We start from the raw sequence: 22,551 nt of genomic DNA, 5'->3' as shown, positions 1-22,551 counted from the left end.
GAAAAATTATGGAGGCAGAAGGTAGGGCCCGGGATGACGGGGATGATACGGCCTTCTCGCCATGAACGTAAACAGAACCTTAACAGACGCGTAACGGTCTCTGCGCGCATTCATCGCACCCTGTCGAAACCGGGGATAATCCTTAACCAACCCTTAACGCGCGGGTGTTTGAGGGCCGTTCGGGCGGTTGATGACGACGGGCACCGTTTACCTTTCGTTAGGACTTTCCCCATGCAGGCGAACGGCGCACGTCACCCTTGGGACAGTCGAGGCTCTGGCGGTTCAAACGGCGCCCGCGATCCCGTCTCGCCGTCCCGAGGGCGCGGCGCTATAGAGAACGATGCCCCGGCGACGGGACGTTTCGACCGGACTTGAACGCCTCGTCCCAGGGGTGATCCACAGGAAGCCACGGATGCATCCCCACCTCAGTTTGCGGACCCCGTCGTGAGCCCCGCCCCAACGGACGGCGCGCGCGGACCCGGCGTCTCGCGACTGGCCACCTATTTCCACGTCCACCTAGTCTCGGATTCCACCGGCGAGACACTGAACGCCATGGCCAAGGCGGTCACCGCCCGGTTCGACGGTGTCATCCCGATCGAGCACATCTATGCCCTGGTCCGCTCTTCTAAACAGATGGAGCGGGTGCTGGAGGAAATCGCCGTGGCCCCGGGCGTGGTCCTGCACACCCTCGTCGATCGGGACCTGCGGGCCCAACTCGAGAAGGGCTGCCGGACCCTGGACATGCCACACATCGGGGCGCTGGATCCGCTGGTCGGGGCCCTGTCCCGCTATCTGGGTGCGGCCCTGTCGACCCGGATCGGGGCCCAGCACGCGCTTGACCACGAATATTTCAACCGCATTGCGGCGCTCGACTACGCCATGGCCCATGACGATGGTCAGGGCACGCTGGAGCAGCTGGAGGGGGCCGACGTCGTCCTGTGCGGCGTGTCACGAACGTCCAAGACCCCGACCTGCATCTATCTGGCCCACCGGGGCATCCGCGCCGCCAATGTACCCCTGGTGCCGGGTCAGGAAGATGGAGAGCGGCTGGTCGCCCTGCGCAACCCTCTGGTGGTCGGTCTGACCGTCTCGCCCGATCGCCTGATCCAGATCCGCAGGAACCGCCTTGACGGCCTGAACGCCGACCGGTCCTCGGCCTATGTCGACCACGACGCCGTGCGTGACGAGACGGTCAAGGCGCGTCGGGCCTTCGAGCGTCGCGGCTGGCCCACCATCGACGTCACCCGCCGCTCGGTCGAGGAAACCGCCGCCGGCATCGTCAACCTGCTCAGCGAAAAACGCACACGCCGCCTCGGAGCCGCCTGGTGACGGGGGGAACGCCCCCCCGCGAAACCCTTGTACTCGCGTCGGGCAGCAGCGCCCGGGCGTCTATGTTGGCGAATGCGGGGGTCAGTTTCACGGTCGAGGTCGCGGGGGTGGACGAGGATGCCATCAAGGTCGCCATGGCCGATGCGTCGCCTGAAGAGCTCGCGGTCGAGCTCGCCTGTGCGAAGGCGCTTGCCGTGTCGCGACATCGGCCTGAGGCCTGGGTGTTGGGGGCGGATCAGACTTTAGCCTTTGACGGAGGCCTGATCTCCAAGGCTGGGTCGGTCGAGGAGGCCCGTGCCCGGCTGGCGGCGATGCGCGGCCGGACCCACACCCTGCATTCCGGCGCGGCCCTGACCAGGGACGGCGCGGTGGTCTGGTCGGGGGTCGATACGGCGCGGATGGTGATGCGCCAGACGTCGGACGCCTTTCTGGATGCCTATGTCGCCGAAGAAGGCGAGGCGATCCGGTCCTGCGTCGGCTCCTATCGCCTGGAAGGCCTGGGGGCCCAGCTGTTCGAGCGGGTCGAGGGCGACTATTTCACCGTCCTGGGCCTGCCGTTGTGGCCGGTGCTGGCTGAGCTGAGGCGCTGCGGCGTGTTGATCCAATGACCGGCAAGTCGGCGAGCCGTCTGATCACTGGCGCGGCCAGGCTGGGCGGCATCGTTGGCCGGCCCGTGGCCCATTCGCTGAGCCCGGTCATCCACAATGCCTGGATCGAGGCGGCGGGGATGGACGCCGTCTATGCCGCCTTTGCCCCGCCCGACGAGGCCGCGTTCGAGACCCTGGTGGCGTTCGGCCGGGCCGGGATGCTGGCCGGGGTCAATGTCACCGCCCCGTTCAAGGAACAGGCCTTCGCTATGGCCGACAGCGCCAGCGCTGAGGCGACCGCTTCGGGCTCGGCTAACGTTCTGGTGTTCGAGGACGGCCGGGTCCACGCCGATTCGACCGACGGGTTCGGCCTGCTGGCGGCCCTGGCCGATCAGGCCCCTGCGCTGACATTGGACGGCGCGATCGTGGTCATGCTGGGCGCAGGCGGCGCGGCGCGGGCGGCGGCCCAGACCCTGGCGGCGGCGGGGGCGAAGGTCCGGCTCGTCAACCGGTCGCGGGACCGGGCCGAGGCGCTGGCGGCCGATCTGGGCCCTGCGGTGTCGGTCGCGGACGAAGGCATTTCAGGACAGGGGGGGGCCTTCGACGGCGCAGCCCTGGTCGTCAATGCGCTCAGCGTTCCGCCGACCCTGGACCTGGGACGGCTGGCGGCGGGCACGGTGGTCATGGACATGACCTATCGGCCGGTCGAAACGGCCTTTCTCAAGGCGGCGCAGGCGCAGGGGCTGACGCCGGTCGACGGGCTGGGGATGCTGATCGGTCAGGCGGGGCCCTCGTTCCGGGCCATATTCCGCACCGAACCGCCGGCGCTGAATCTGCGCCCCCTGCTGCTGGCCGCCATTGGAGAGGCCTCTTGATCATCATCGGCCTGACCGGCTCGATCGGCATGGGCAAGTCGACGACCTCGGCGATGTTCGCCGACGAGGGTGCGGCCGTCTGGAACGCCGACGATGCGGTCCATCGGCTCTATGCGCCGGGCGGTGCAGCCGTCGGGCCGGTAGGCGAGGCCTTCCCCGGCGTGGTCGTGGACGGTGCCGTGGACCGGACCCGGCTGGCCGAGGCCCTGGGCCGGGATGACACGGCCTTCAAACGGCTGGAACGGATCGTCCACCCCCTGGTGGCGGCCGGGCGGCTGGAGGATCTGGCGCGGGCCGAGGCGAGGGGCGTCCGACTGGCGGTGCTGGACATCCCCCTGCTGTTCGAAACCGGCGGTGACGCGGCCATGGACGCCGTGGTCGTGGTCAGCGCCGATGCCGATATCCAGCGCGCGCGGGTCCTGGCCCGGCCCGGCATGACGCCCGAACGGTTCGCCGCCATCCTGGAACGCCAGATGCCGGACGCCGAAAAGCGTCGCCGCGCCGACTTCGTCATCGATACCGGGCGGGGGCTGGACGCGGCGCGGGTGCAGGTGCGCCGGATCGTCGAAACTGTCCTCAGTCCAGGCTGGTCTTCGCGACGGCCCGGCCTTTCCTGAGGCGGCGAACGGCCCCATAATTCGTCCATGGCCCGCGAAATCGTCCTCGACACCGAAACCACCGGCTTTGACCCCAGGACGGGCGACCGGCTGATCGAGGTCGGCTGTATCGAGATCCTGGACCTGTTGCCGACGGGGCGGACCTTTCACCGGTTGGTCAATCCCGAGCGCCTGATCCCTCCCGACGCCATCCGCGTCCACGGCATCACCGACGACAAGGTCAAGGACGCGCCGAAATTCGCCGAGATCGTCATCGACCTGATGGACTTCATCGGCGACGCGCCGGTGATCGCCCACAACGCCCAGTTCGACCGCAACTTCATCGATCATGAGTGCGGCCGTTGCGGGCAGGCCCTGCTGCACGAGACCCGCTGGATCGACACCCTGGCGCTGGCCCAGGCCAAGCATCCCGGCCAGCCCAACTCGCTGGATGCCCTGTGCAAACGCTACAAGATCAATCTGGCCGACCGCACCTTCCACGGTGCCCTGATCGACGCCCGTCTCCTGGCCGAGGTCTATCTGGAGCTGCGCGGCGGCAAGGAGCGTGTCCTGGACCTGACCAGCCGCAAGGGTGCCGAACAGGCCGCCGCCTTCGCCGCCGCCGGCGGGCACGGTCTGCGCCCCCGCCCGCTCGCGCCCCGCTCGACCGAGGCCGAACGCGACCGCCACCTCGCCTTTCTGGCCGCGACCCTGAAGGACCGCTCGCTGTGGGACGGCTACGGGGTCGGCTGACCCTTACGCCGCCTGCTTCTTCCGGCCCGGGGCGACCATCAGCTTCTTGGTTTCGGCGATGGCCTTGGCGGGGTTCAGGCCCTTGGGGCAGACCTGGGCGCAGTTCATGATGGTGTGGCAGCGATAGAGCTTGAAGGGGTCCTCGAGGTCGTCGAGCCGCTCCTGGGTCTTGTCGTCGCGACTGTCGGAGATCCAGCGATACGACTGCAACAGCGCCGCCGGGCCCAGATACTCGGTCTGGTTCCACCAGTAGCTGGGGCAGGAGGTCGAGCAGCAGGCGCACAGGATGCACTCGTACAGCCCGTCCAGCTTGGCCCGGTCCTCGGGGCTCTGCAGCCGCTCGGTGGTCGGGTCCTCGTCGTCGGACTGCAGGTACGGCTTGATCGAGTCGTACTGGGCGTAGAACAGGGTCAGGTCCGTCACCAGGTCCTTGACCACGGCCTGGTGGGGCAGGGGGGCGATGGCGATGGTCGAGGACGAGCATTCGTCCCAGCCCTTGGTGCAGGCCAGGGTGTTGCGCCCGTCGATGTTCATCGAGCACGAGCCGCAGATGCCCTCGCGGCATGAACGCCGGAACGACAGGGTCGGGTCGATCTCGTTCTTGATGTGGATCAGGGCGTCCAGCAGCATCGGCCCGTGGTCGTCGGACGAGACCTGGTATTCGTCCCAGGTCGGGTCGGCGTTCACGTTCGGGTCGTAACGATAGACCTTGTAAGTCTTGACGTTCTTCGCGCCGGCCGGGGCCGGATAGACCTTGCCCTTGGAGGGCTTGGAACCGCGCGGGAGGGTGAGTTGAACCATCTCAGTAAACCCTCGCCTTGGGCTTGATGTACTCGATGTCGGCGGACATCGTGTAGGTGTGGACGGGACGGTAGTCGATCGTGACCCCCTCGCCGGGTTTGCGCCAGGCCAGGGTGTGCTTCATCCACTGCTCGTCGTGACGGTCGGGGAAGTCCTCGCGGGCGTGGGCGCCGCGGCTTTCTTCGCGATTCGCCGCGCTCTCGATCGTGACCAGCGCCTGATCGATCAGGTTGTCGTATTCCAGAGCCTCGACCAGATCGGTGTTCCAGATCATGCCGCGATCGACGGTCTTGATGTCGGCCGAGCGGGCGTGGATGTCGCGCAGCTTGGCGACGCCCTCGTTCAGGGTCTCGCCGGTGCGGAAGACGGCGGCGTCCGACTGCATGGCGTGCTGCATCTCGTTGCGCAGCTTGGCCGTGGAATTGGTGCCCGAGGCGTTGCGGAACTTGTCCAGGCGGGCAAGGTGGGATGCGGTAGCTGAGGCCGGGGCGGCAGGAACCGGCGCAGCCTTGTCGACGACCTCACCGGCGCGAAGGCCGGCGGCGCGGCCGAACACGACCAGATCGGTCAGGCTGTTGGAACCCAGACGGTTGGCGCCGTGCACGGACACGCAGGCCGCCTCGCCCACAGCCATCAGGCCGGGCACAACGGTATCGGCATTGTCGCCGACCTTGGTCAGGACCTCGCCGTGATAGTTCGTCGGGATGCCGCCCATATTGTAGTGGACCGTCGGGATGACCGGGATCGGCTGCTTGGTCACGTCGACGCCGGCGAAGATCTTGGCGCTTTCGGAGATGCCCGGCAGGCGCTGGTGCAGGATCTTCGGATCGAGGTGATCCAGGTGCAGGAAGATGTGGTCCTTCTTCGGCCCCACACCGCGACCTTCACGGATCTCCATGGTCATGGAGCGGCTGACGACGTCGCGCGACGCCAGGTCCTTGGCCGAGGGGGCGTAGCGTTCCATGAACCGCTCGCCTTCGGAGTTGGTCAGATAGCCGCCCTCGCCCCGCGCGCCCTCGGTGATCAGACAACCCGAGCCGTAGATGCCGGTCGGGTGGAACTGGACGAACTCCATGTCCTGGAGCGGCAGGCCGGCGCGCAGCACCATGGCATTGCCGTCGCCGGTGCAGGTGTGGGCCGAGGTGGCCGAGAAGTAGGCGCGGCCGTAACCGCCGGTGGCCAGGATCACCAGCTTGGCGCGGAACTGGTGGATGGTGCCGTCGTCGAGCTTCCAGGCGGTGACGCCCGTGCAGGCCCCGTCCTGCATGATCAGGTCGAGCGCGAAATACTCGATGAAGAACTCGACCTCGCGACGCACCGACTGGCCGTACAGGGTGTGCAGGATGGCGTGACCAGTGCGGTCGGCGGCGGCGCAGGTGCGCTGGACCGGGCCTTCGCCGTAGTTGCGGGTCATGCCGCCGAAGGCGCGCTGGTAGATCTTGCCCTCGTCGGTACGCGAGAAGGGCACGCCCCAGTGTTCCAGCTCATAGACGGCCTTGGGCGCCTCGCGGACCAGGTATTCGATGGCGTCCTGGTCGCCCAGCCAGTCCGACCCCTTGACGGTGTCGTACATGTGCCATTTCCACGAATCCTCGCCCATGTTGCCGAGCGAGGCGGAGATGCCGCCTTGCGCCGCCACCGTGTGGGAGCGGGTCGGGAAGACCTTGGTCACGCAGGCGACCTTGAGGCCCTGCTGGGCGGCGCCGAGCGCGGCACGAAGGCCCGAGCCCCCGGCACCCACGACGACGACATCGTATTCGTGATCGATCAGATTGTAGTCAGCCATCAGGCGTTCAGGCTCCGAAACCGGCAGGCAGCGGCGCGGATCCCAGCGCCAGCCGCACGATGAAGAAGACGCTGGCCGCCGTCAGGGCCAGGAAGACGATGTTGAGCAGGGCCAGCAACAGGGTCTTGGTCCCCGGCTTGTGGATGTAGTCCTCGACGATGACCTTCCAGGCCAGGCTGGCGAAGCCGAAGAAGACGATGACCGTGACGATCGCCAGGCCCGCGTTTAGTGTGTTGGCGAACCAGGCGAGGGTGGCGTCATAGCCGGTGCCGGTCAGGGTGAAGACGCTCGACGCGACCCAGACGCCAAGGGGCATCAGCAGCAGCAGCAGGACCTTTTCGGTGGTCCATTCGCCCGCGCCGTGGCGTTCGGAGACCCGGACGCCGTTCTTGTACTTGGACGCACCGCTCACAGCGACACCCTCCCCGAGGCGAACAACAGGACCCAGAACAGCACCGCCAGCGGCACGGGGCCCCAGACGGCGATGTTGGACAGCAGATTGGCCGGCGCGATCGTCAGACCCTGGCCGGCGTCGTTGATGAGGTGGCGTCCGCCGTTCAGCAGCAGGGAGAACAGCACCACCGTCAGTCCGAACCCGACCAGCAGTCCCAGCGGCGATCCCATCAGGCCCATCGCCGTCGCATAGGCGTCGGGTCCGAAGGCGAGCGCTCCGAGGCCGGCCACCAGGATCGCGGCGGCGACGGTCGCCGCCCCGATTGTGACGCGGAACAGGATCGAGGCCGTCATGGTGACGTGCCAGCGCCAGACCTGAAGATGCGGCGAGAGGGGTCGGGGGCGGCCGTTGGGCTGAAGGACAAGACGACCGGTCTGGGCGTCGGTAGGGTCGTTCGAGCTCGTCATGCGAATCGTTCTCAAAACCCAGCGAATTCAGTCGCTCGGGCAGGTGGCAAGGCTTTAGTGACGCGCGCGGGCCGGTGTCAACGCGACCCTTGTGCACTGCGGCGCAAAATCTTGCAGAACGTCGGAACCGATCACGTTTTCGCGTGTTGCGCATCGGCACTAGTCACGAGTCCCGTCTCGCGACAGTTTGGCGACATGCTGCTGCTCGTCGTCATGCTCGCGGGGCTTTCAGGACAGGACCGCGCTTATTCGGCGCGGACCGAGGTCTATGCGCCGCCGGTCGTCCGGCCCTACGAACCGCCTTCCAGCTTCGGCCGCCAGATCGCGGAGGGCGATGCCGACGCCTCGGTTCGCCGTCGGCCGATCACCGCTCCGGTCGCGGTCGAGGCCTATCGCAACAACTACGAGGGCCGCCGCACCCCGGCCGAACTCAGCTATCAGCAGGGCGTCGAGGCCGCGCGTCTGCGCCAGAACGCGCGCATGGGCTCGCTCGACGGCCTATGGCGCGTGGTCGATGCCGAGGGCCGTCCCGTGCTGGAGCTGGTCCTGTCCGACGACGGTGCCGGGCCCGTGGAGGGCGCGCTGCGTCCCGCACGGTCTGACCGCACGGCCCCGGTCGACGTTATATCTGCGGGGGATGGCGTGCGCACCGTCACCGCCGCCCTGGGTACAGACACAGTGACCCTTCGGCTGCATGCGGATGGATCGGGCTGGACCGGCGAACTGACCGGGTTGGGTGCGGCGCGCACCGTGACCCTGACGCGCCCCTCGGGCTGGGCCCCTTAATCACACGGCAAGACGATCGTGCCAGAGAGGACGGCATGACCCTCGCCGCCGCGCCCGACGATCGCCGTTTCCGCCTGCACCGCTGGCTCGACGCCGGCGAACGCGTGGCCATGCTGGTCCTGTACGGGTGGTTGGTGTGGCGTTTCGCCGCGAGCCTCTCAACCACCCCGGCCAACATCATGTTTCTGGCTTCCGAGGGCCTGATCGCGGCCATGGTGCTGCTGCGCCGTCCGACCGAACAGATCAGCGTCCGGCCGATGGACTGGCTGACCGGGGCGCTCGGTGCCTTCCTGCCCATGCTGGTGATCCCGGCCTCGGGCGGCCTGCCTGCCGGGGCCGTGCTTCTGGCCGTGGGTTTCCTGATCTCCATGGGGGCCAAGCTGTCGCTGCGCCGCTCGTTCGGCCTGATCGCCGCCAACCGGGGCGTGAAGCGGTCGGGCCTGTATGCCGTCGTCCGCCACCCGATGTATCTGGGCTATGTCATCGCCTATGCCGGGACGCTGATGCTGAACCCGTCGGTGTGGAACGCGGTCCTGCTGACCCTGTGGCTCGGCTTCGAGATCGTCCGCATCTATTCCGAAGAAGCCATCCTGATGCGCGACCCCGCCTATCAGGAACACGCGAAGAAGGTCCGGTTCAGGCTGATCCCGGGCGTCTGGTAGGAACGCCACCGGGTTTGGGCAGCGCCTGTGCTGATGGACGGTTCATCACAAAGGCCACCAAGAATTCACAAAGAGCACGAAGGCACCGCGTGGGCGGCCACCATCCCTTCGCCACAGAGAGCGGAATCACCGATCGGCGGCAAAGCCGCCCTTCATGGTCATGCCCGACGGCCGTAATCGCTGAACTGGAAGACCGCTCGATCTCTTCGTGTCCTTCTTGGTGTCCTTTGTGATGAACCTTTCACGCTCGACGCCACACGATCCTAGATCACCGCGTAACGCGTCTCGATCCCGTCCGGCTCGAACTCGTGGGCGGCCAGGCTGTCCAGGCAGCGTGTCATCAGCTGATCGAACTGCGCCGTATCGCCCGCCGCCACGGCCGGGAGCAGATAGTCGGTGACTTCGGCCCGCACGGGCAGGGTTCCGACAGGGCCGGGGACGCTGAGCGCCAGCCGCAGTCCTTCTGACAGCCACTGGGCCACCGTGTCGAAAAATTCGTCGCCGGTCAGGAAGTCGGTGCGACGCACGACGTAGAGGGTGATCTCGCCGGTGGTCAGGCCGTCGGGGCGGACGATGATTCCGCTGCGGTCCGGCCGCCAGGCGTCGGACAGCTCGACCACCCGCCAGACGCAGAACCAGGTCCGGCACGTCTGCGGGCGCACCGCGTGGACCGAACAGCCCGCCCCATCGACGCAGTATGCACACAGGGAGCCGGTCGGCTTGGCCAGTTCGGGCAGATCCAGCGGGATGAAGCGACAGCATTCGACGCAAGGGCCGCATTCACGGCCGGGGATCAGGGGCAGGTCCATGGGGCCTCATAGCGGGTTCGGAGGCCTGCGTCGGCAACCTCTCGTTAACCTCGTCGCCGCAAGGCTGACTCAAAACCCGCGCAGGCTGGGTTTCAGGCCCGCGACGACGGGCGAACGCCATTTCCTCGGGGACTTCTCATGCATCGCCGCAATCTGATCCGCTCCGGTCTCGCCGTCGCCGCGACCACGGCCCTGCCGTTGGGTCTGGGGGCCTGCGCCTCGACCGGCCGCCAGCCGAACGACCCCGCCTATCCGATCTCCTCGGACAGCGCCGCCCCTGCCTATACCGCCGACGAACTGGTCGCCGCCGGCTCGCGCGAACTGGGCATCGCGGCCGAGAGCATGGGCTCCGTCATCGAACGCATCTTCGCCGACCAGGGCGATCGGCCCACCGCCTATATCGCAGGCGAGGAAGGTGCCGGTGCCGCGGGCATCGGCCTGCGCTACGGTCGTGGCGCCCTGCACATGAAGGACGGCCAGGCCCCGCAGGACGTCTTCTGGCAGGGAATCTCGATCGGCTGGGACGTCGGCGGCAATGCGTCGCGGGTCTTCACCCTGTGTTACGGCCTGTATGCGCCGGACGCGATCTACCGTCGCTACCCCGGCGTCGAGGGCTCCGCCTATCTGATCGGCGGCCTGGGCGTGAACTACCAGCGCGCGGACGGCATCGTCCTGGCCCCCGTGCGGACCGGCGTCGGCTTGCGGCTCGGTGCCAACGTGGGGACCATGGCCTATTCGCGTCAGCGCAACATCCTGCCCTTCTAGGTTCCGAGCGGGGGAGAGGCCTCAGGCCGGGTCCGAGGGCTCCGGTGCTGGCTGAGCGCGGACATGTGACAAATCGGTAAGGTTCAGGCCCCGCCGCTTGCCGCTCGCAGGACCGTCTCTAAGGTGCGGCCTCCCCGTATCCGGAGCTTTTCATGATCCGTTCGCTCGTCTCCGCCGCTGCTCTTTCCGTCGCAATGGGATCCTTCGCCATGGCGCAGACACCGACCCCGCCCAATCCGCCGCTGGCGGAGGGGGCCTTCGCCACCTCGGACGCGACCGATCCCTATCTGTGGCTGGAAGAGGTGGACGGGGCGCGGGCCATGGAGTGGGTCAATGCCCGGAACGCCCGAACCTTCGCCGTGCTTCAGGGCGACCCGCGCTATGAGGGGCTGCACCAGCAGGCGCTGGACATCGTCCAGTCCCGCGACCGGATTCCGGGCGTCGGCTGGAACCGCGACGGCACCCTGAGCAATTTCTGGCAGGACGCGCAGCACGTGCGCGGCCTGTGGCGCCAGACCACGGTCGACAGCTATCGCACCGCGACGCCGGAGTGGGAGACCATCCTGGACATCGACGCCCTGGCCACCGCCGAGGGCAAGAACTGGGTCTACAAGGGGACCAACTGCCTGGCCCCCGAAGAGCGGCTGTGCCTGGTGTCCCTGTCGGACGGCGGCAAGGACGCGGTGGTGCTGCGGGAATTCGATGCGGTCTCGAAGACCTTCGTCGAGGGCGGTTTCGTTCTGCCCGAATCCAAGGGCGGCGCGGCCTGGATCGACGCCGACACCCTGCTGGTCTCGCGCGACTTCGGCCCCGGCACCCTGACCACCTCGGGCTATCCGATGGTGGTCAAGCGGCTCAAGCGCGGCCAGTCGATCGATCAGGCCGAGACCCTGTTCACCGGACAGCCCACCGACGTCTCGGTCAGCGGCTATACGCTGCGCGACGCCGACGGCGCGGTAAAGGCGGTGCTGATCAATCGCGGCGTCTCCTTCTACGAGAGCGAGACCTGGCTGCTGAACCCCGACGGCACGACGCGCAAGCTGGACCTGCCGGCCAAGTCGGACATCAACGGCCTGGTCGCCGGCCAGCTGGTCGTCTCGATCAAGCAGGACTGGACCGCGCCCTCGGGCCAGGATTTCAAGACCGGCGACGTGATCGCCTGGCCCCTCGACGCCTGGCTGGCCGATCCGAAGGTCGAGGCGAAACTGGTCATCCGCCCGACCGAGCGTCAGGCGATCGAGGGCATCGGCACGACCAGGAACCGCCTGATCGTCGCCCTGTACGACAATGTCCGGGGTTCGGTTCAGGTCTATGATCCTTCGGACTGGAGCCATGAGCGGATGGCCCTGCCCGAGAACGTCACGGTCGGGGTCGGTTCGGGTTCCGACACCGACGATCGCGTCTTCGTCAGTGTTTCGGGCTATCTGACGCCCTCCACCCTCTATCTGGCCGATGCGGCAGGGACGGGCGCGGAGGTGATCAAGTCGCTGCCCGCCAAGTTCGACGCCACCGGAATGCGCGTCGATCAGCACGAGGCGACCTCGGCCGACGGGACGAAGATTCCCTATTTCGTGGTCCACAAGGACGACATCCCCATGGACGGGTCGAACCCGACCATCCTGTACGGCTATGGCGGGTTCGAGAGCTCGCTGCTGCCCGGCTATTCGGCCACGGTCGGCAAGCTGTGGCTGGAGCGCGGCGGGGTCTATGTGATCGCCAACACCCGGGGCGGCGGCGAGTTCGGACCCCGGTGGCACGAGGCCGCGCTTCAGGAAAACCGCCAGCGGGCGCATGAGGACTTCCAGGCCGTGGCGCTGGACCTCGAGGCGCGGCGCATCACGTCCCAGCCCAAGCTCGGCATCATGGGCGGGTCGCAGGGCGGCCTGTTCATGGGGGCGATGCTGACCCAGCGGCCCGACCTGATCAACGCCGCCGTCATCCAGGTGCCCCTGTTCGACATGCTGCGCTTCCACAAGCTTCTGGCCGGGGCCAGCTGGATCGCCGAATACGGCAACCCGGACGTGCCGGTCGAACGCGCCTGGATCCAGCAGTATTCGCCCTACCAGAACCTGCGGGCGGGCCGGCCCTATCCGGAAGTCTTCATCCACACCTCGACCAAGGACGACCGCGTCCATCCGGGCCATGCGAGGAAGGCCGCGGCGCGGCTTGAGGAACTCGGCTATCCGGTGCTGTTCTACGAGAACACGGACGGCGGACACGCCGCCGGGGCGAATCTGCGTGAAACCGCGCGGCGGCTGGCGTTGGAATATACCTATCTGACGCGGCGGTTGATGGACGCCCCAGCGCAGGAATAGTCTGCAATCCTCCCCCGGAGCGAAGCGAACGGGGGAGGGGGACCGCGAAGCGGTGGAGGGGTGGAGGAGGTCGCATGCGACCGACGACGCCCAGACACGGTTTTCGCATTCGCCCCCTCCACGACGCTTCGCGCGGTCCCCCTCCCCCGCTGCGCGGGTGAGGATCAAGAAGGCGAGTTTGATATGAAGTCCCTCATCGGTGCCCTTGCGGTCATGGCTCTCGCCACCTCGGCCCTCGCCCAGTCCCGCCCGCCCCACATGCCCACGGACCTGTCGCCCGCGGGTGTCCGTGCCGCCGACGACCATCTGGCGCTGGAGGAGGTCGAGGGCACCGAGGCCATGGCCTTCGTCGCGTCGGAAAACGAGACGTCCCTCGCCACCCTGACCGGCGACCCCCGCTACGAGACCTTCCGCCAGCAGGCCTTCGACATCCTGTCCGCCACCGACCGGACGCCGTCTCCCAGCTTCCTCGGCGACGGCATCGGCAACTTCTGGCAGGACGCGGAACACCCCAAGGGCATCTGGCGGCGCACGACGCTCGCCTCCTACCGGACGGCGACGCCCGAGTGGGAAACCCTGCTCGACATCGACGCGCTTTCGGCGTCCGAGGGCAAGGACTGGGTCTGGAAGGGCGCCAACTGTCTGGCCCCCGCCGAGACACGCTGCCTGATCTCCCTGTCCGACGGCGGCAAGGACGCCGTGGTGGTCCGCGAATTCGACACCGTGGCCAAGGGCTTCGTCACCAACAACGGCTTCGTCCTGCCCGAGGGCAAGCACCGCATCGCCTGGCTGGATCGCGGCACGCTTCTGGTCGCCACCGACTTCGGGCTGGAGGACGGCAAGCCGACCCTGACCGAGAGCGGCTATCCCTTCATCGTCAAGGGCCTGCGCCGGGGCGGGACCCTGGCCGACGCCGGCGAGATGTTCCGGGGTGCCGCCACCGACGGCGGATACGGCGTCAGCCCGGCGGTCTATCGCGACGGCGAGGGCAATATCCTGGGCGTGCTGGTCAACCGGCCGCTCGACACCTACCGCGCCGAGACCTGGATGCTGGACGGGTCGAACATGATCAAGCTGGTCCTGCCCGAGCGGATCTCGATCCGGGGCATGATCGACAAGCGGCTGGTCTTCACCCTGGACGAGGACTGGACCCGCCGCGAAGGCCAGAAGCGGACGGCGGGTTCACTGCTGGCCGTGACCCTGAACACCCTGCGGCCGGCGACCCGCACCGGCGACCTGTTCATCTCGACCGAGGCCGACGTCGTCTTCACCCCCAATGCGCGCCAGTCGATCGAGGACGTGGCGGTCACCGACGAGAAGATCGTCGTGGTCGTCAACGACAATGTGAAGGGGCGGATCATCGCCTTCAACAACAACGCCACCCGGCCGTGGACCTCGACCATCCTGCCCGCCGCCGACAATGCGGCGGTGCATCTGGGTGACGTGGCGCGCAAGACGGGGCGGGTCTTCTATACCTTCGAAGGCTTCCTGACGCCGTCCACCCTGGCCCTGGCCGACCTGACCGCCGCCACCGCCGACCGGATCAAGGTCTCGCCCGCGCGTTTCGATGCGTCGAAACACGTGGTCGAACAGTTCGAGGCGACCTCGACCGACGGGACCAAGGTGCCCTATTTCCTGGTCCGGCCGATCGACGCGCCGATGAATGGATCGACCCCGACCATTCTGTTCGGCTACGGCGGATTCCAGATCGCCTTCCCCCCCGCCTACAAACCCGAGATGGGCAGGCTGTGGCTCGAGAACGGCGGGGCCTTCGTCATCGCCAACATCCGGGGCGGCGGCGAGTTCGGCCCGGCCTGGCACCAGGCGGCGCTCAAGGAAAACCGCCAGCGTGCGTTCGACGACTTCGCCGCCGTCGCTCGCGACCTCGAGGCGCGCCGCATTACCTCGCCGCGTCGTCTGGGCATCTATGGCCGCTCGAACGGCGGCGTGCTGACGTCCGTCTCGATCACCCAGCACCCCGAACTTTACAACGCCGCCGTGATCGAGAGCCCGTTGATCGACATGCTCCGTTATCCCGACCTGCCGGCCGGGGCGTCCTGGATCGGCGAATACGGCGACCCGCGCATCCCGGAAGAGGCCGCCTGGATCGCCCGCTACTCCGGCTATCAGAACCTGCGTCAGGGGGCCCGTTATCCTCGGCTCTACATCACCACCAACACCCGCGACGACCGCGTCCACCCCGGCCACGCGCGCAAGTTCGCCGCCCGCCTGGGGCAGATGGGCTATGACCACCTCTATTACGAGGAGACGTCAGGCGGTCACTCCAACGACGCCGACCCGGTCGCCAACGCGAGGCGCTGGGCGAGGCATTATGTGTATCTGAGCCAGCAGTTGATGGACTGAAGAAAATCCTCACCCGTAGGGGGAGGGGGACCGCGAAGCGGTGGAGGGGGCCTGCCGCGCACGCGATTTGTGGGCATAGTCCGGGCATGGAAGCGCCCAAACTCACTGTCGCACGCGCCCGCGAACTTCGCCGCAAGCTGACGCTGCCGGAAGTCCTGCTTTGGCAGGCGATCCGTGGTGGAAAATTCGATGGTGCCAAGTTCCGACGGTAGCACCCACTCGAGCCGTACATCCTCGACTTCTACTGTGACGAGGCGAAACCGGCGGTAGAGGTCGATGGGGCCAGCCACGAACATCCTGAACGGTACCGCCATGATCAGGATCGAATGGCATGGCTGAACGCGCGTGGCGTCACAGTCTATCGGATCGCCGCACGGGACGTATTGGCGAACCTTGAGGGAGTCGTGGCCAGCGTCAGGCAGCGTGTGCGCGGCTGACCCCCTCCACCCCAGCCCAAGCGGGCTGCGGTCCCCCTCCCCCTACGGGTGAGGATTCAGGCCTCACGCGAATATGAGGGGCGGTGATCGAACGGCTCCGCTACGGTTCCGGTCATGAGCTTCAAGGGCTGGATCATCGCGGGGGCTGTGCTCGCCGCCGGAGCCGTGTCGGTGGGCACCTCGGCCCAGCCGGTCACGCCCGGCCGGCCGCCGGTTCGCGCGACCCCGGCCGAGCCCGTCGTCGTCGAACTGTTCACCGCCCAGGGCTGTTCCGGCTGTCCCGCCGCCAACCGGGTCGTCGAGGCTTTGGCGCAGGAGCCCGGGGTGATCGCCCTGACCTATGCGGTCGATTACTGGGACTATCTGGGCTGGCCCGACACCTTCGCCCGCCCGGAGTTCGCCCAGCGCCAGCGCGCGTACCTCCAGGCCATGCAGCTGCGCGGCGTCTATACGCCCCAGGTCATCATCGACGGCCGCCGCCAGCTGTCCGGCGCGCGCCGGGCCGACGTCCAGCAGGCGGTCGATCAGGAGGCCGAGCGCCGCGTCTTTCCGCCGCAGATCGAGTTCCGGGAAGCCGGTGACCGCGTCGGCGTCGGATCTGGCACCGCGCCCGAGGGCGGCGCCGAGGTCTGGGCCGTCACCTATCGTCCGGGCCCGCAGAGCGTCACCGTCAACGGTGGCGACAACCGGGGCCGCGTGGTGCGCCACGTCAATGTGGTCCGGTCCCTGAGCCGGCTGGGGGCCTGGACCGGGCGGCCGGTGCTGTACGACCTGCCCGAAGCGGAGGCGGGCGAGGCGGTTGCGGTTCTGGTCCAGGCGCGGGCGGATCGCCGTATCCTGACGGCCGCCACCCTCTGATCCGAACCCGCGTTCGCCCGATCACGTTCGGTCAGTTTCCCTGAAAAGCGTTTTGGGTTCAGAGTGATCGGATGCGGCCGATCCTTGTCCCGACCCGGCTGTGGGGAACGATGATGAAGACCTTTGCGCGCCTGCGCTCCTTGCCGACGCTGGCCTGTGTGCTCATGGCCGGCCTGGCCGTGGCCTGCGCCGCGGGGTCGCGCACCGTGGCCGAACCGGTCCAGGCTGATGCCGCCATGACCATTTCGCCCGAGGCCGAGGGGGTGACCCAGATCGTCACCGCCGCCCACGTCGCCGCCTGGGGCCGGACCCATTCCGATCCCGGTGCTTTGATCATGGCCGCGCGCATCCTGGCCGAGGTGCCGGTTCGGCCCGGTGCCGACAGCGGCGAGGCCGTCCTGACGCCCGATCGCCTGCTGGACGAGGCCGCGACCTATGCCAACGGCAGCCAGGGGGTGCTGGACGCCATCGCCCGGCTGCGCACCGGGACGCGAGGCGTCCGTTCCTCGCCCTTCGGCCAGGGCCCGATCTTTCAGGTGCGCGAGATCAAGGCGCGCGAGACCTATGGGTTCGAGGTCGAGGCCCGGGGCGGCGAGGTGCTGCGGGTCGCGGCCATCGGTGACGGCGACACCAATATCGACATGTCGGTGCGCGACGAGGCCGGGGCGCTTGTGTGCGAGGACGGTTTCGGCGACCACTATCCGGTCTGCACCGTGCAGCGACGCCAGGGGGGCAAGGTGAGGATCGACATCGTCAACCGGGGCGCGGTCTGGACCAAGGTCCAGATCCTGAGCAACTGACATGGCTGTGTGGCGCAGACTGACCGCCGTGGTGGCGGGGCTGGCCCTGGTTGCGGGCCTGTCGGCATCGGCAGTGGCCCGTACCGAGGACACGCCGCAATCCCTGCGCGCGGAGGCCTTCGAGGCGGCCCAGTGGGCGATCGCGTCCGATGCCGCCGACGCCCTGGCCAAGGTCTCCGCCCGCTTCGCCCAGGGCGACGACGCCCTGGGTCGGCTGGCTGAGGAACGCGAGACCCTGATCTCCACGCGCGACCGGCTGGAGCGCGAGCTGGAGCGGCTCTATGCCGTGGACGGGGCCGACGGCCAGTCCCAGCGGGCGGCGACCCGCACCACCTATGAGGCGACGCTGGCCCGGCTGAAGACGGTGGACGCCGACATCGAGGCGCGGTTTCCCGCCTATTCCGAACTGACCAGCCCGCGCGCCCTGTCGGTGATCGAGGCGCAAGGCTTGCTGAAGCCCGACGAGGGCCTGCTGCTGGTGCTGGTGAACCCCGAGGCGACCTATGTCTGGGGCGTGTCGCGCGACCGGATCGAATGGGCGCGGGCCGAGGACCTGGGCGAAGAGGCCATGACCGCCTCGGTGGCCAAGCTGCGCGCCTCCCTGACCACGGCGGCGTCGCGCAGCGATCCCGGCATCGACCCCGCCATCTTCGCCGGTCGGCCGGTCACGGCCTTCGACCGGGCGGAGGCCCACCGCCTCTATGCCCGGCTGGTCCAGCCGGTGGAGAGCGTGTTCGCAGGCAAGACGACCCTGATCACCGTCGTCACCGGTGCCTTGACGACCCTGCCCCTGGCCGTGCTGGCCACCGAGGCGCCGATCGGATCTGACACCGGGCCTGATGCCTTTTCAACGACCAACTGGCTGATCGACCGCTACGCCCTGGCCACCCTGCCCTCGGTGTCGAGCCTGAAGGCGCTGCGCTGCTATCTGGTCGCCGATCCCGCCGATCGCAGCCCCGGCTGTCCGCCGATGGCGGGCACCGCCCCCGCCTCGACGCGCCAGGCGGCGACGAGAGGCTTTTCCATGGCCGCCTTCGGGGCGCCGATCCTGGCCGGAGCGCCCCAGAACGGCTCGCGCGGGGCGCCCTCGGCGGACGGTGTCATGGGCGAGGGGCGGTTGGCCGATGTCGCCAAGCTGCGCGCGCTTCCCTATCTGCCCGGCTCCAAGGCCGAGCTCGACACCCTGAAATCCCGCTATCCCCGCGCCCTGGTCCGCACCGGCGCGGCCGCCACCGAGACCGCCGTGCGTCAGGCGGACACCGGTGCTCTGTCCCAGTCGCGCTTCGTCGTCTTCTCGACCCACGGCCTGATGGCCGGGTCCACCGTGTCCGAGCCCGGTCTGGTCCTGACCCCGCCGGAGACGGCGACCGAGGCCGACGACGGCTATCTGAGCGCGTCCGAAGCCGCCCAGCTGCGGCTGCGGGCCGAGTTCGTGGTCCTGTCGGCCTGCAACACGGCGGCCTCGGACGGCACACCCGGCGGCGAGGGGCTGTCGGGACTGGCGCGCGCCTTCTTCTATGCCGGGGCGCGGTCGGTCTTGGTGTCGCACTGGGAGGTGTCGGACGTGGCTACGACGGAGTTGATCGCCGACACCTTCGCCGCGCTGGACGCCCCCGGCGCCGACATCGGCGACCGCGCCAAGGCGCTCCAGACGGGCATGAAGTCCGTTCGCGCCAACCGCCTGTGGGGCCACCCCGCCTTCTGGGCCCCCTTCACCCTGGTCGGCGAACCGGGCTGAGACCTTCGGACAGGGCAGCGAACAGCGCCGCTTTGCCCTGTCATGCGCATGGGTTAGTCAGGATGTCGGAAGAGAAACGACAAGAGGCGACCCGATGAAGGTTCTGGTTCTGGGCGGCGACGGATTCTGTGGCTGGCCGACGGCCCTGCATCTGTCGGCGCGGGGCTGGGACGTCACCATCGTCGACAACCTCAGCCGCCGGAACATCGACAACGAGCTGGAAGTCCAGTCGCTGACCCCGATCCGGACCATGGGTGAGCGGATCGCCGCCTGGAGGGACCTGACCGGCCGCACCATCGGCTTCGTCAACATGACGGTGGGCAAGGAATTCGACCGTCTGGTCGCCCTGATCCATGACGAGGCCCCCGACAGCATCGTCCATTTCGCCGAACAGCGCGCCGCCCCCTATTCGATGAAGTCGGCGCGGCACAAGCTCTACACCGTCGACAACAACATCAACGCCACCCACCACATCCTGGCCGCCATCGTCGAGAGCGGTCGTGACGTCCATCTGGCCCACCTGGGGACCATGGGGGTCTATGGCTACGGCACCGCCGGCCTGCGCATCCCCGAGGGCTATCTGAAGGTCACGGTCCAGACCGATCACGGCCCGGCCGAACAGGAAATCCTGTTCCCGCCGAACCCCGGCTCGATCTATCACATGACCAAGACGCAGGACGCCTTGCTGTTCCAGTTCTATGCCCGGAACGATGCCTTGCGCATCACCGACCTGCACCAGGGGATCGTCTGGGGGGCGGAGACGGCCGAAACGCGGATGGACGAACGGCTGATCAACCGGTTCGACTATGATGGCGACTACGGCACGGTACTGAACCGGTTCCTGATGCAGGCGGCGGTGGGCTATCCGCTGACGGTGCATGGGGCGGGGGGGCAGACCCGGGCCTTCATCCACATCCAGGACACGGTGCGCTGCGTCGAACTGGCCTTGCAAAACCCGCCCAAGCGCGGCGAGCGGGTCAAGATCCTGAACCAGATGACCGAGAGCCACAGGGTCCGCGACCTGGCCGCCCTGGTGTCGCGCCTGACCGGGGCCGAGATCGCCCACCTGCCCAATCCGCGTCAGGAGGCAGACGAGAACGAGCTGATCGTCGCCAACGACCAGTTCCGCGACCTGGGGCTGAAGCCCATCACCCTGGCCGAGGGGCTGATGGCCGATGTCGCCGAGGTGGCGGGTCGTTATGCCGACCGGGCCGATCGGGCCAAGATTCCCTGTGTTTCCACCTGGAACGCCTGTCGGGCCGAAGCCTGTGCGGAGCCCATGCAATCGGCCCGTCCCGAACCCGCGCCCGTCATCCCGATCCGGGCGGGCGTCGCCTGACCGCGACCCCATCCCTGCTGGTCTTCGGCGGCGGCTACGTCGGCCGCGCTGCCGCCCTGGAAGCCCTTGCGCGTGGCGGGCGGGCCGTGGCCACCTCGCGCGATCCCGAACGTCGTGCGGCCCTGTCGGCCGAGGGGATCGAGGCGATCGACCCGACTGATCTCGCCGCTCTGGATCTGGCTCTTTCCCAAGCCACGGCCGTGCTGGTTACCTCCGCCCCTGACGCCAAGGGTTGCCCCGCGCTGCGGGCCCTGTCGGCGACGCCCTCGGCCGGATCGGCCTGGCCCGACTGGGTCGGCTATGTCTCGTCCACCGCCGTCTATGGCGACCGGGCCGGCGGCTGGGTGTTCGAGGACGACGCCCTGAACGCCGCGACCATCGAGGGTGCGCGCCGGGTCCGGGCCGAGGCCGACTGGCTGGACGCCGGGCGCGGCATGGGGCTGACGGTGCAGATCTTCCGCCTGCCCGGCATCTACGGCCCGGGCCGGTCGGTGATCGACAGGCTGAAGGACGGCACCGCCCGGCGGGTGAAGAAGCCCGGTCAGGTCTTCAACCGTATCCATCTGGACGACATTGTCTCGGGCCTGTTCGCCTCGATGGAGCGACCGCATCCGGGTCGCGCCTACAATCTGGTGGACGACGAACCCGCGCCCGCCGACCGCGTCATGGAATGGGCCGCCGATCGTCTGGGCCTGCCCCGCCCGCCCGAGGTCGCCTGGGACGATGCGTCGGTGTCGGACGTCAGCCGCCGCTTCTACCTGGACTCCAAGCGTATCTCGAACGCCCGCGCCAAGGCGGAACTGGGCTGGCGGCCGAGGTATCCGACGTGGCAGGAGGGGTTGTCGGCGCTCCTGCTGGATTGATGCGTGATGCGTGATGCGCTAAGAGGGCATCATGCGCACCACCCTGAACATCGACGACGACGTGCTGGAACGGGTCAAGGTTCTGGCAAACAGTCAGGGGCGACCGTTGGGAGAGGTGATGTCGGAACTGGCTCGCCGTACCCTTGAGCGTCCGCAGGAGCGCCAGTACCGCAACGGCGTGCCGTTGCTGCCGTCCCGTGGAGGGCGCGTCACGCTGGATATGGTCAATCGGCTGAGGGACGAAGACGATTGATCTTCCTGCTCGACGTCAATGTTCTGATCGCCCTGCTGGATGGCGAACATGATTTCCACGAGGAAGCCCATGCCTGGTTTGGCGATCACGCCTCGTCGGGCTGGGCGACCTGCGCCATTACCGAGAATGCGGTTCTGCGAATTCTGGGTCAGCGTCGCTATCTGAATACACCCGGTCCTCCCGCGGTGGTGGCCGAGATGCTCGACGAACTGGTGGGTCTGGGGCGTCACACCTACTGGGACGGGGATGTCCGGCTGCTGGATTCAAAGCTGATCGACCGATCATTGCTGACCAGATCGGACCAGATCACCGATCTGCACCTGCTGGCGCTGGCCGTCAGCCACAAAGGCAAGTTCGCGACCTTCGATCGGCGGATCGTTCCCACCCCGGTGGTCGGCGGGGTCGAGGCGTTCCACTTCATCCCCCGCGCTCACTGAGCTATCGGTTGCGACAGGCGCGCTCGGTATTGAAGACCGGTGCGAATTGGCCTCCCGGGAAGCCGGACGGGACGTCGAACGGCGCGGTCTGGCGAAGGGCGCGCATCGCTCCGTCGGCAGCGGCCCGGTAGACGGGGCTGGAATCGGGATCGACCAGGGTCGGTCCGGCGGTGATCCGGCCGTCCGTGGACAGGGTGACGTTGACCCGGATCCTCAGTTGGTTTGCCCCGGGAATGTCGCAGGGCAGGGTCCAGTTCGGATAGACCTGGTTGAAGATCGCCGTCAGTTGGGGCCCCGAGGCCTGGCTGGCGCGGCCGGCACCCTGCTGGCCGGTGGTGGCGCGGGGGGCGGTGGGGCCGGGACGGCGCGGGCCCTGCGCGAGGGTGCTGAGATCCAGCGTCGGCTCGTTGCGGCGGGGCGTGGCGGCCGGTGGTGTCGGCCGGGCCGGAGTCGGTCGGGCAGGAGTGGCCGGTGCCGGCCGGGGTGGGGTGACGCGCGGCGGGGTCGGGCGAGGGGTCGGCGTCGGACGCGGAGCGG

At 68.2% G+C, this 22,551-nt stretch carries 22 protein-coding genes and 2 pseudogenes; 18 read left to right on the top strand and 6 right to left on the bottom strand.

All coding sequences use genetic code 11. The features are described 5' to 3' along the window. The first annotated feature begins 444 nt into the window (after positions 1–444). The 5 genes from ACILQR_RS00120 to dnaQ are packed head-to-tail and all read left to right on the top strand — an operon-like array spanning position 445 to position 4,140. Positions 445–1,329, top strand: a complete 885-nt coding sequence (locus ACILQR_RS00120) for a pyruvate, water dikinase regulatory protein (protein WP_395649498.1) — start codon at positions 445–447, stop codon at positions 1,327–1,329. Next, entirely contained in the window at positions 1,326–1,937 is a 612-nt protein-coding gene (locus tag ACILQR_RS00115) for a Maf family protein (RefSeq protein WP_395649497.1), read from the top strand. The genes ACILQR_RS00120 and ACILQR_RS00115 overlap by 4 nt, the downstream gene beginning before the upstream one ends. Beyond that, on the top strand, positions 1,934–2,791 hold the full coding sequence (locus ACILQR_RS00110) for a shikimate dehydrogenase family protein (protein ID WP_395649496.1): 858 nt from the start codon (positions 1,934–1,936) through the stop codon (positions 2,789–2,791). The genes ACILQR_RS00115 and ACILQR_RS00110 overlap by 4 nt, the downstream gene beginning before the upstream one ends. Continuing rightward, a complete protein-coding gene (gene coaE, locus ACILQR_RS00105) occupies positions 2,788–3,408 on the top strand; it encodes a dephospho-CoA kinase (protein ID WP_395649495.1) in 621 nt (206 codons plus the stop codon). The genes ACILQR_RS00110 and coaE overlap by 4 nt, the downstream gene beginning before the upstream one ends. A gap of 27 nt (positions 3,409–3,435) precedes the next feature. Further along, positions 3,436–4,140, top strand: a complete 705-nt coding sequence (gene dnaQ / locus ACILQR_RS00100) for a DNA polymerase III subunit epsilon (RefSeq protein WP_271145796.1) — start codon at positions 3,436–3,438, stop codon at positions 4,138–4,140. A 3-nt stretch (positions 4,141–4,143) separates the two neighbouring features. Here the strand turns inward: dnaQ and ACILQR_RS00095 are convergent, their stop codons facing one another. From ACILQR_RS00095 to sdhC, 4 genes are read right to left on the bottom strand one after another with little or no spacing between them, the layout of a single operon-like run. Continuing rightward, entirely contained in the window at positions 4,144–4,941 is a 798-nt protein-coding gene (locus tag ACILQR_RS00095; RefSeq protein ID WP_271145794.1) for a succinate dehydrogenase iron-sulfur subunit, read from the bottom strand. 1 nt (position 4,942) lies between these two features. Then, positions 4,943–6,727, bottom strand: a complete 1,785-nt coding sequence (gene sdhA, locus ACILQR_RS00090; protein WP_395649494.1) for a succinate dehydrogenase flavoprotein subunit — start codon at positions 6,725–6,727, stop codon at positions 4,943–4,945. Positions 6,728–6,734: 7 nt separating this feature from the next. After that, positions 6,735–7,139, bottom strand: a complete 405-nt coding sequence (gene sdhD / locus ACILQR_RS00085) for a succinate dehydrogenase, hydrophobic membrane anchor protein (RefSeq protein WP_395649493.1) — start codon at positions 7,137–7,139, stop codon at positions 6,735–6,737. After that, positions 7,136–7,588, bottom strand: coding sequence for a succinate dehydrogenase, cytochrome b556 subunit (gene sdhC / locus ACILQR_RS00080; RefSeq protein ID WP_395649492.1), 453 nt, complete (start codon positions 7,586–7,588; stop codon positions 7,136–7,138). The genes sdhD and sdhC overlap by 4 nt, the downstream gene beginning before the upstream one ends. A 195-nt stretch (positions 7,589–7,783) precedes the next feature. Here sdhC and ACILQR_RS00075 point away from each other — a divergent pair, with 195 nt between their 5' ends. Further along, positions 7,784–8,374 (top strand): hypothetical protein, encoded by a 591-nt coding sequence (locus ACILQR_RS00075; RefSeq protein WP_395649491.1) that lies wholly within the window; start codon positions 7,784–7,786, stop codon positions 8,372–8,374. 35 nt (positions 8,375–8,409) lie between these two features. Further along, a complete protein-coding gene (locus ACILQR_RS00070; protein WP_395649490.1) occupies positions 8,410–9,036 on the top strand; it encodes a methyltransferase family protein in 627 nt (208 codons plus the stop codon). Between the two features lie 263 nt (positions 9,037–9,299). On the opposite strand, the gene ACILQR_RS00065 is transcribed toward ACILQR_RS00070, so the two are convergent. Next, positions 9,300–9,845: a hypothetical protein gene (locus ACILQR_RS00065; RefSeq protein ID WP_395649489.1), complete on the bottom strand. Its 546-nt coding sequence runs from the start codon at positions 9,843–9,845 to the stop codon at positions 9,300–9,302. A gap of 138 nt (positions 9,846–9,983) precedes the next feature. Between ACILQR_RS00065 and ACILQR_RS00060 the strand changes: the two genes are divergently transcribed. The 11 genes and pseudogenes from ACILQR_RS00060 (at position 9,984) to ACILQR_RS00010 (ending at position 22,014) form a co-directional block, all read left to right on the top strand. Next, positions 9,984–10,610: an EipA family protein gene (locus ACILQR_RS00060; RefSeq protein ID WP_395649488.1), complete on the top strand. Its 627-nt coding sequence runs from the start codon at positions 9,984–9,986 to the stop codon at positions 10,608–10,610. Between the two features lie 152 nt (positions 10,611–10,762). Further along, positions 10,763–12,925: a prolyl oligopeptidase family protein gene (locus ACILQR_RS00055; protein ID WP_395649487.1), complete on the top strand. Its 2,163-nt coding sequence runs from the start codon at positions 10,763–10,765 to the stop codon at positions 12,923–12,925. 183 nt (positions 12,926–13,108) lie between these two features. Then, entirely contained in the window at positions 13,109–15,289 is a 2,181-nt protein-coding gene (locus ACILQR_RS00050; RefSeq protein ID WP_395649486.1) for a prolyl oligopeptidase family protein, read from the top strand. An 86-nt stretch (positions 15,290–15,375) separates the two neighbouring features. Next, positions 15,376–15,726 (top strand): annotated as a pseudogene (locus ACILQR_RS00045) (endonuclease domain-containing protein). A 114-nt stretch (positions 15,727–15,840) separates the two neighbouring features. After that, a complete protein-coding gene (locus ACILQR_RS00040) occupies positions 15,841–16,584 on the top strand; it encodes a DUF1223 domain-containing protein (RefSeq protein ID WP_395649485.1) in 744 nt (247 codons plus the stop codon). A 71-nt stretch (positions 16,585–16,655) separates the two neighbouring features. Next, on the top strand, positions 16,656–17,384 hold the full coding sequence (locus tag ACILQR_RS00035; protein ID WP_395649484.1) for a hypothetical protein: 729 nt from the start codon (positions 16,656–16,658) through the stop codon (positions 17,382–17,384). 1 nt (position 17,385) lies between these two features. After that, positions 17,386–19,122, top strand: a complete 1,737-nt coding sequence (locus ACILQR_RS00030) for a CHAT domain-containing protein (protein ID WP_395649483.1) — start codon at positions 17,386–17,388, stop codon at positions 19,120–19,122. Between the two features lie 94 nt (positions 19,123–19,216). Continuing rightward, on the top strand, positions 19,217–20,461 hold the full coding sequence (locus ACILQR_RS00025; RefSeq protein WP_395649482.1) for an NAD-dependent epimerase/dehydratase family protein: 1,245 nt from the start codon (positions 19,217–19,219) through the stop codon (positions 20,459–20,461). Continuing rightward, positions 20,458–21,324, top strand: coding sequence for an NAD-dependent epimerase/dehydratase family protein (locus tag ACILQR_RS00020; protein ID WP_395649551.1), 867 nt, complete (start codon positions 20,458–20,460; stop codon positions 21,322–21,324). Before ACILQR_RS00025 ends, ACILQR_RS00020 begins: the two co-directional genes overlap by 4 nt. Positions 21,325–21,355: 31 nt before the next feature. Next, entirely contained in the window at positions 21,356–21,577 is a 222-nt protein-coding gene (locus ACILQR_RS00015) for a ribbon-helix-helix protein, CopG family (RefSeq protein WP_395649481.1), read from the top strand. Beyond that, on the top strand, positions 21,574–22,014 hold the full coding sequence (locus ACILQR_RS00010) for a TA system VapC family ribonuclease toxin (RefSeq protein WP_395649480.1): 441 nt from the start codon (positions 21,574–21,576) through the stop codon (positions 22,012–22,014). The genes ACILQR_RS00015 and ACILQR_RS00010 overlap by 4 nt, the downstream gene beginning before the upstream one ends. 1 nt (position 22,015) lies before the next feature. Here ACILQR_RS00010 and ACILQR_RS00005 read toward each other — a convergent pair. Then, positions 22,016–22,551, bottom strand: a pseudogene (locus tag ACILQR_RS00005) (hypothetical protein); the annotation flags it as partial.

This window comes from Brevundimonas sp., from assembly GCF_044239655.1.
Lineage (GTDB): Bacteria > Pseudomonadota > Alphaproteobacteria > Caulobacterales > Caulobacteraceae > Brevundimonas.
Note: the sequence above shows the minus strand (reverse complement) of the source record. Positions and strands in the feature narration are given on the sequence as shown.

Bases quoted from the DNA above. Each gene is read 5' to 3' on its own strand.
- ACILQR_RS00110 (WP_395649496.1), top strand. From the start codon at position 1,934: ATGACCGGCAAGTCGGCGAGCCGTCTGATCACTGGCGCGGCCAGGCTG.
- dnaQ (WP_271145796.1), top strand. From the start codon at position 3,436: ATGGCCCGCGAAATCGTCCTCGACACCGAAACCACCGGCTTTGACCCC.
- ACILQR_RS00095 (WP_271145794.1), bottom strand. From the start codon at position 4,941: ATGGTTCAACTCACCCTCCCGCGCGGTTCCAAGCCCTCCAAGGGCAAG.
- sdhA (WP_395649494.1), bottom strand. From the start codon at position 6,727: ATGGCTGACTACAATCTGATCGATCACGAATACGATGTCGTCGTCGTG.
- sdhC (WP_395649492.1), bottom strand. From the start codon at position 7,588: ATGACGAGCTCGAACGACCCTACCGACGCCCAGACCGGTCGTCTTGTC.
- ACILQR_RS00075 (WP_395649491.1), top strand. From the start codon at position 7,784: ATGCTGCTGCTCGTCGTCATGCTCGCGGGGCTTTCAGGACAGGACCGC.
- ACILQR_RS00070 (WP_395649490.1), top strand. From the start codon at position 8,410: ATGACCCTCGCCGCCGCGCCCGACGATCGCCGTTTCCGCCTGCACCGC.
- ACILQR_RS00065 (WP_395649489.1), bottom strand. From the start codon at position 9,845: ATGGACCTGCCCCTGATCCCCGGCCGTGAATGCGGCCCTTGCGTCGAA.
- ACILQR_RS00060 (WP_395649488.1), top strand. From the start codon at position 9,984: ATGCATCGCCGCAATCTGATCCGCTCCGGTCTCGCCGTCGCCGCGACC.
- ACILQR_RS00055 (WP_395649487.1), top strand. From the start codon at position 10,763: ATGATCCGTTCGCTCGTCTCCGCCGCTGCTCTTTCCGTCGCAATGGGA.
- ACILQR_RS00050 (WP_395649486.1), top strand. From the start codon at position 13,109: ATGAAGTCCCTCATCGGTGCCCTTGCGGTCATGGCTCTCGCCACCTCG.
- ACILQR_RS00040 (WP_395649485.1), top strand. From the start codon at position 15,841: ATGAGCTTCAAGGGCTGGATCATCGCGGGGGCTGTGCTCGCCGCCGGA.
- ACILQR_RS00035 (WP_395649484.1), top strand. From the start codon at position 16,656: ATGCGGCCGATCCTTGTCCCGACCCGGCTGTGGGGAACGATGATGAAG.
- ACILQR_RS00030 (WP_395649483.1), top strand. From the start codon at position 17,386: ATGGCTGTGTGGCGCAGACTGACCGCCGTGGTGGCGGGGCTGGCCCTG.
- ACILQR_RS00025 (WP_395649482.1), top strand. From the start codon at position 19,217: ATGAAGGTTCTGGTTCTGGGCGGCGACGGATTCTGTGGCTGGCCGACG.
- ACILQR_RS00015 (WP_395649481.1), top strand. From the start codon at position 21,356: ATGCGCACCACCCTGAACATCGACGACGACGTGCTGGAACGGGTCAAG.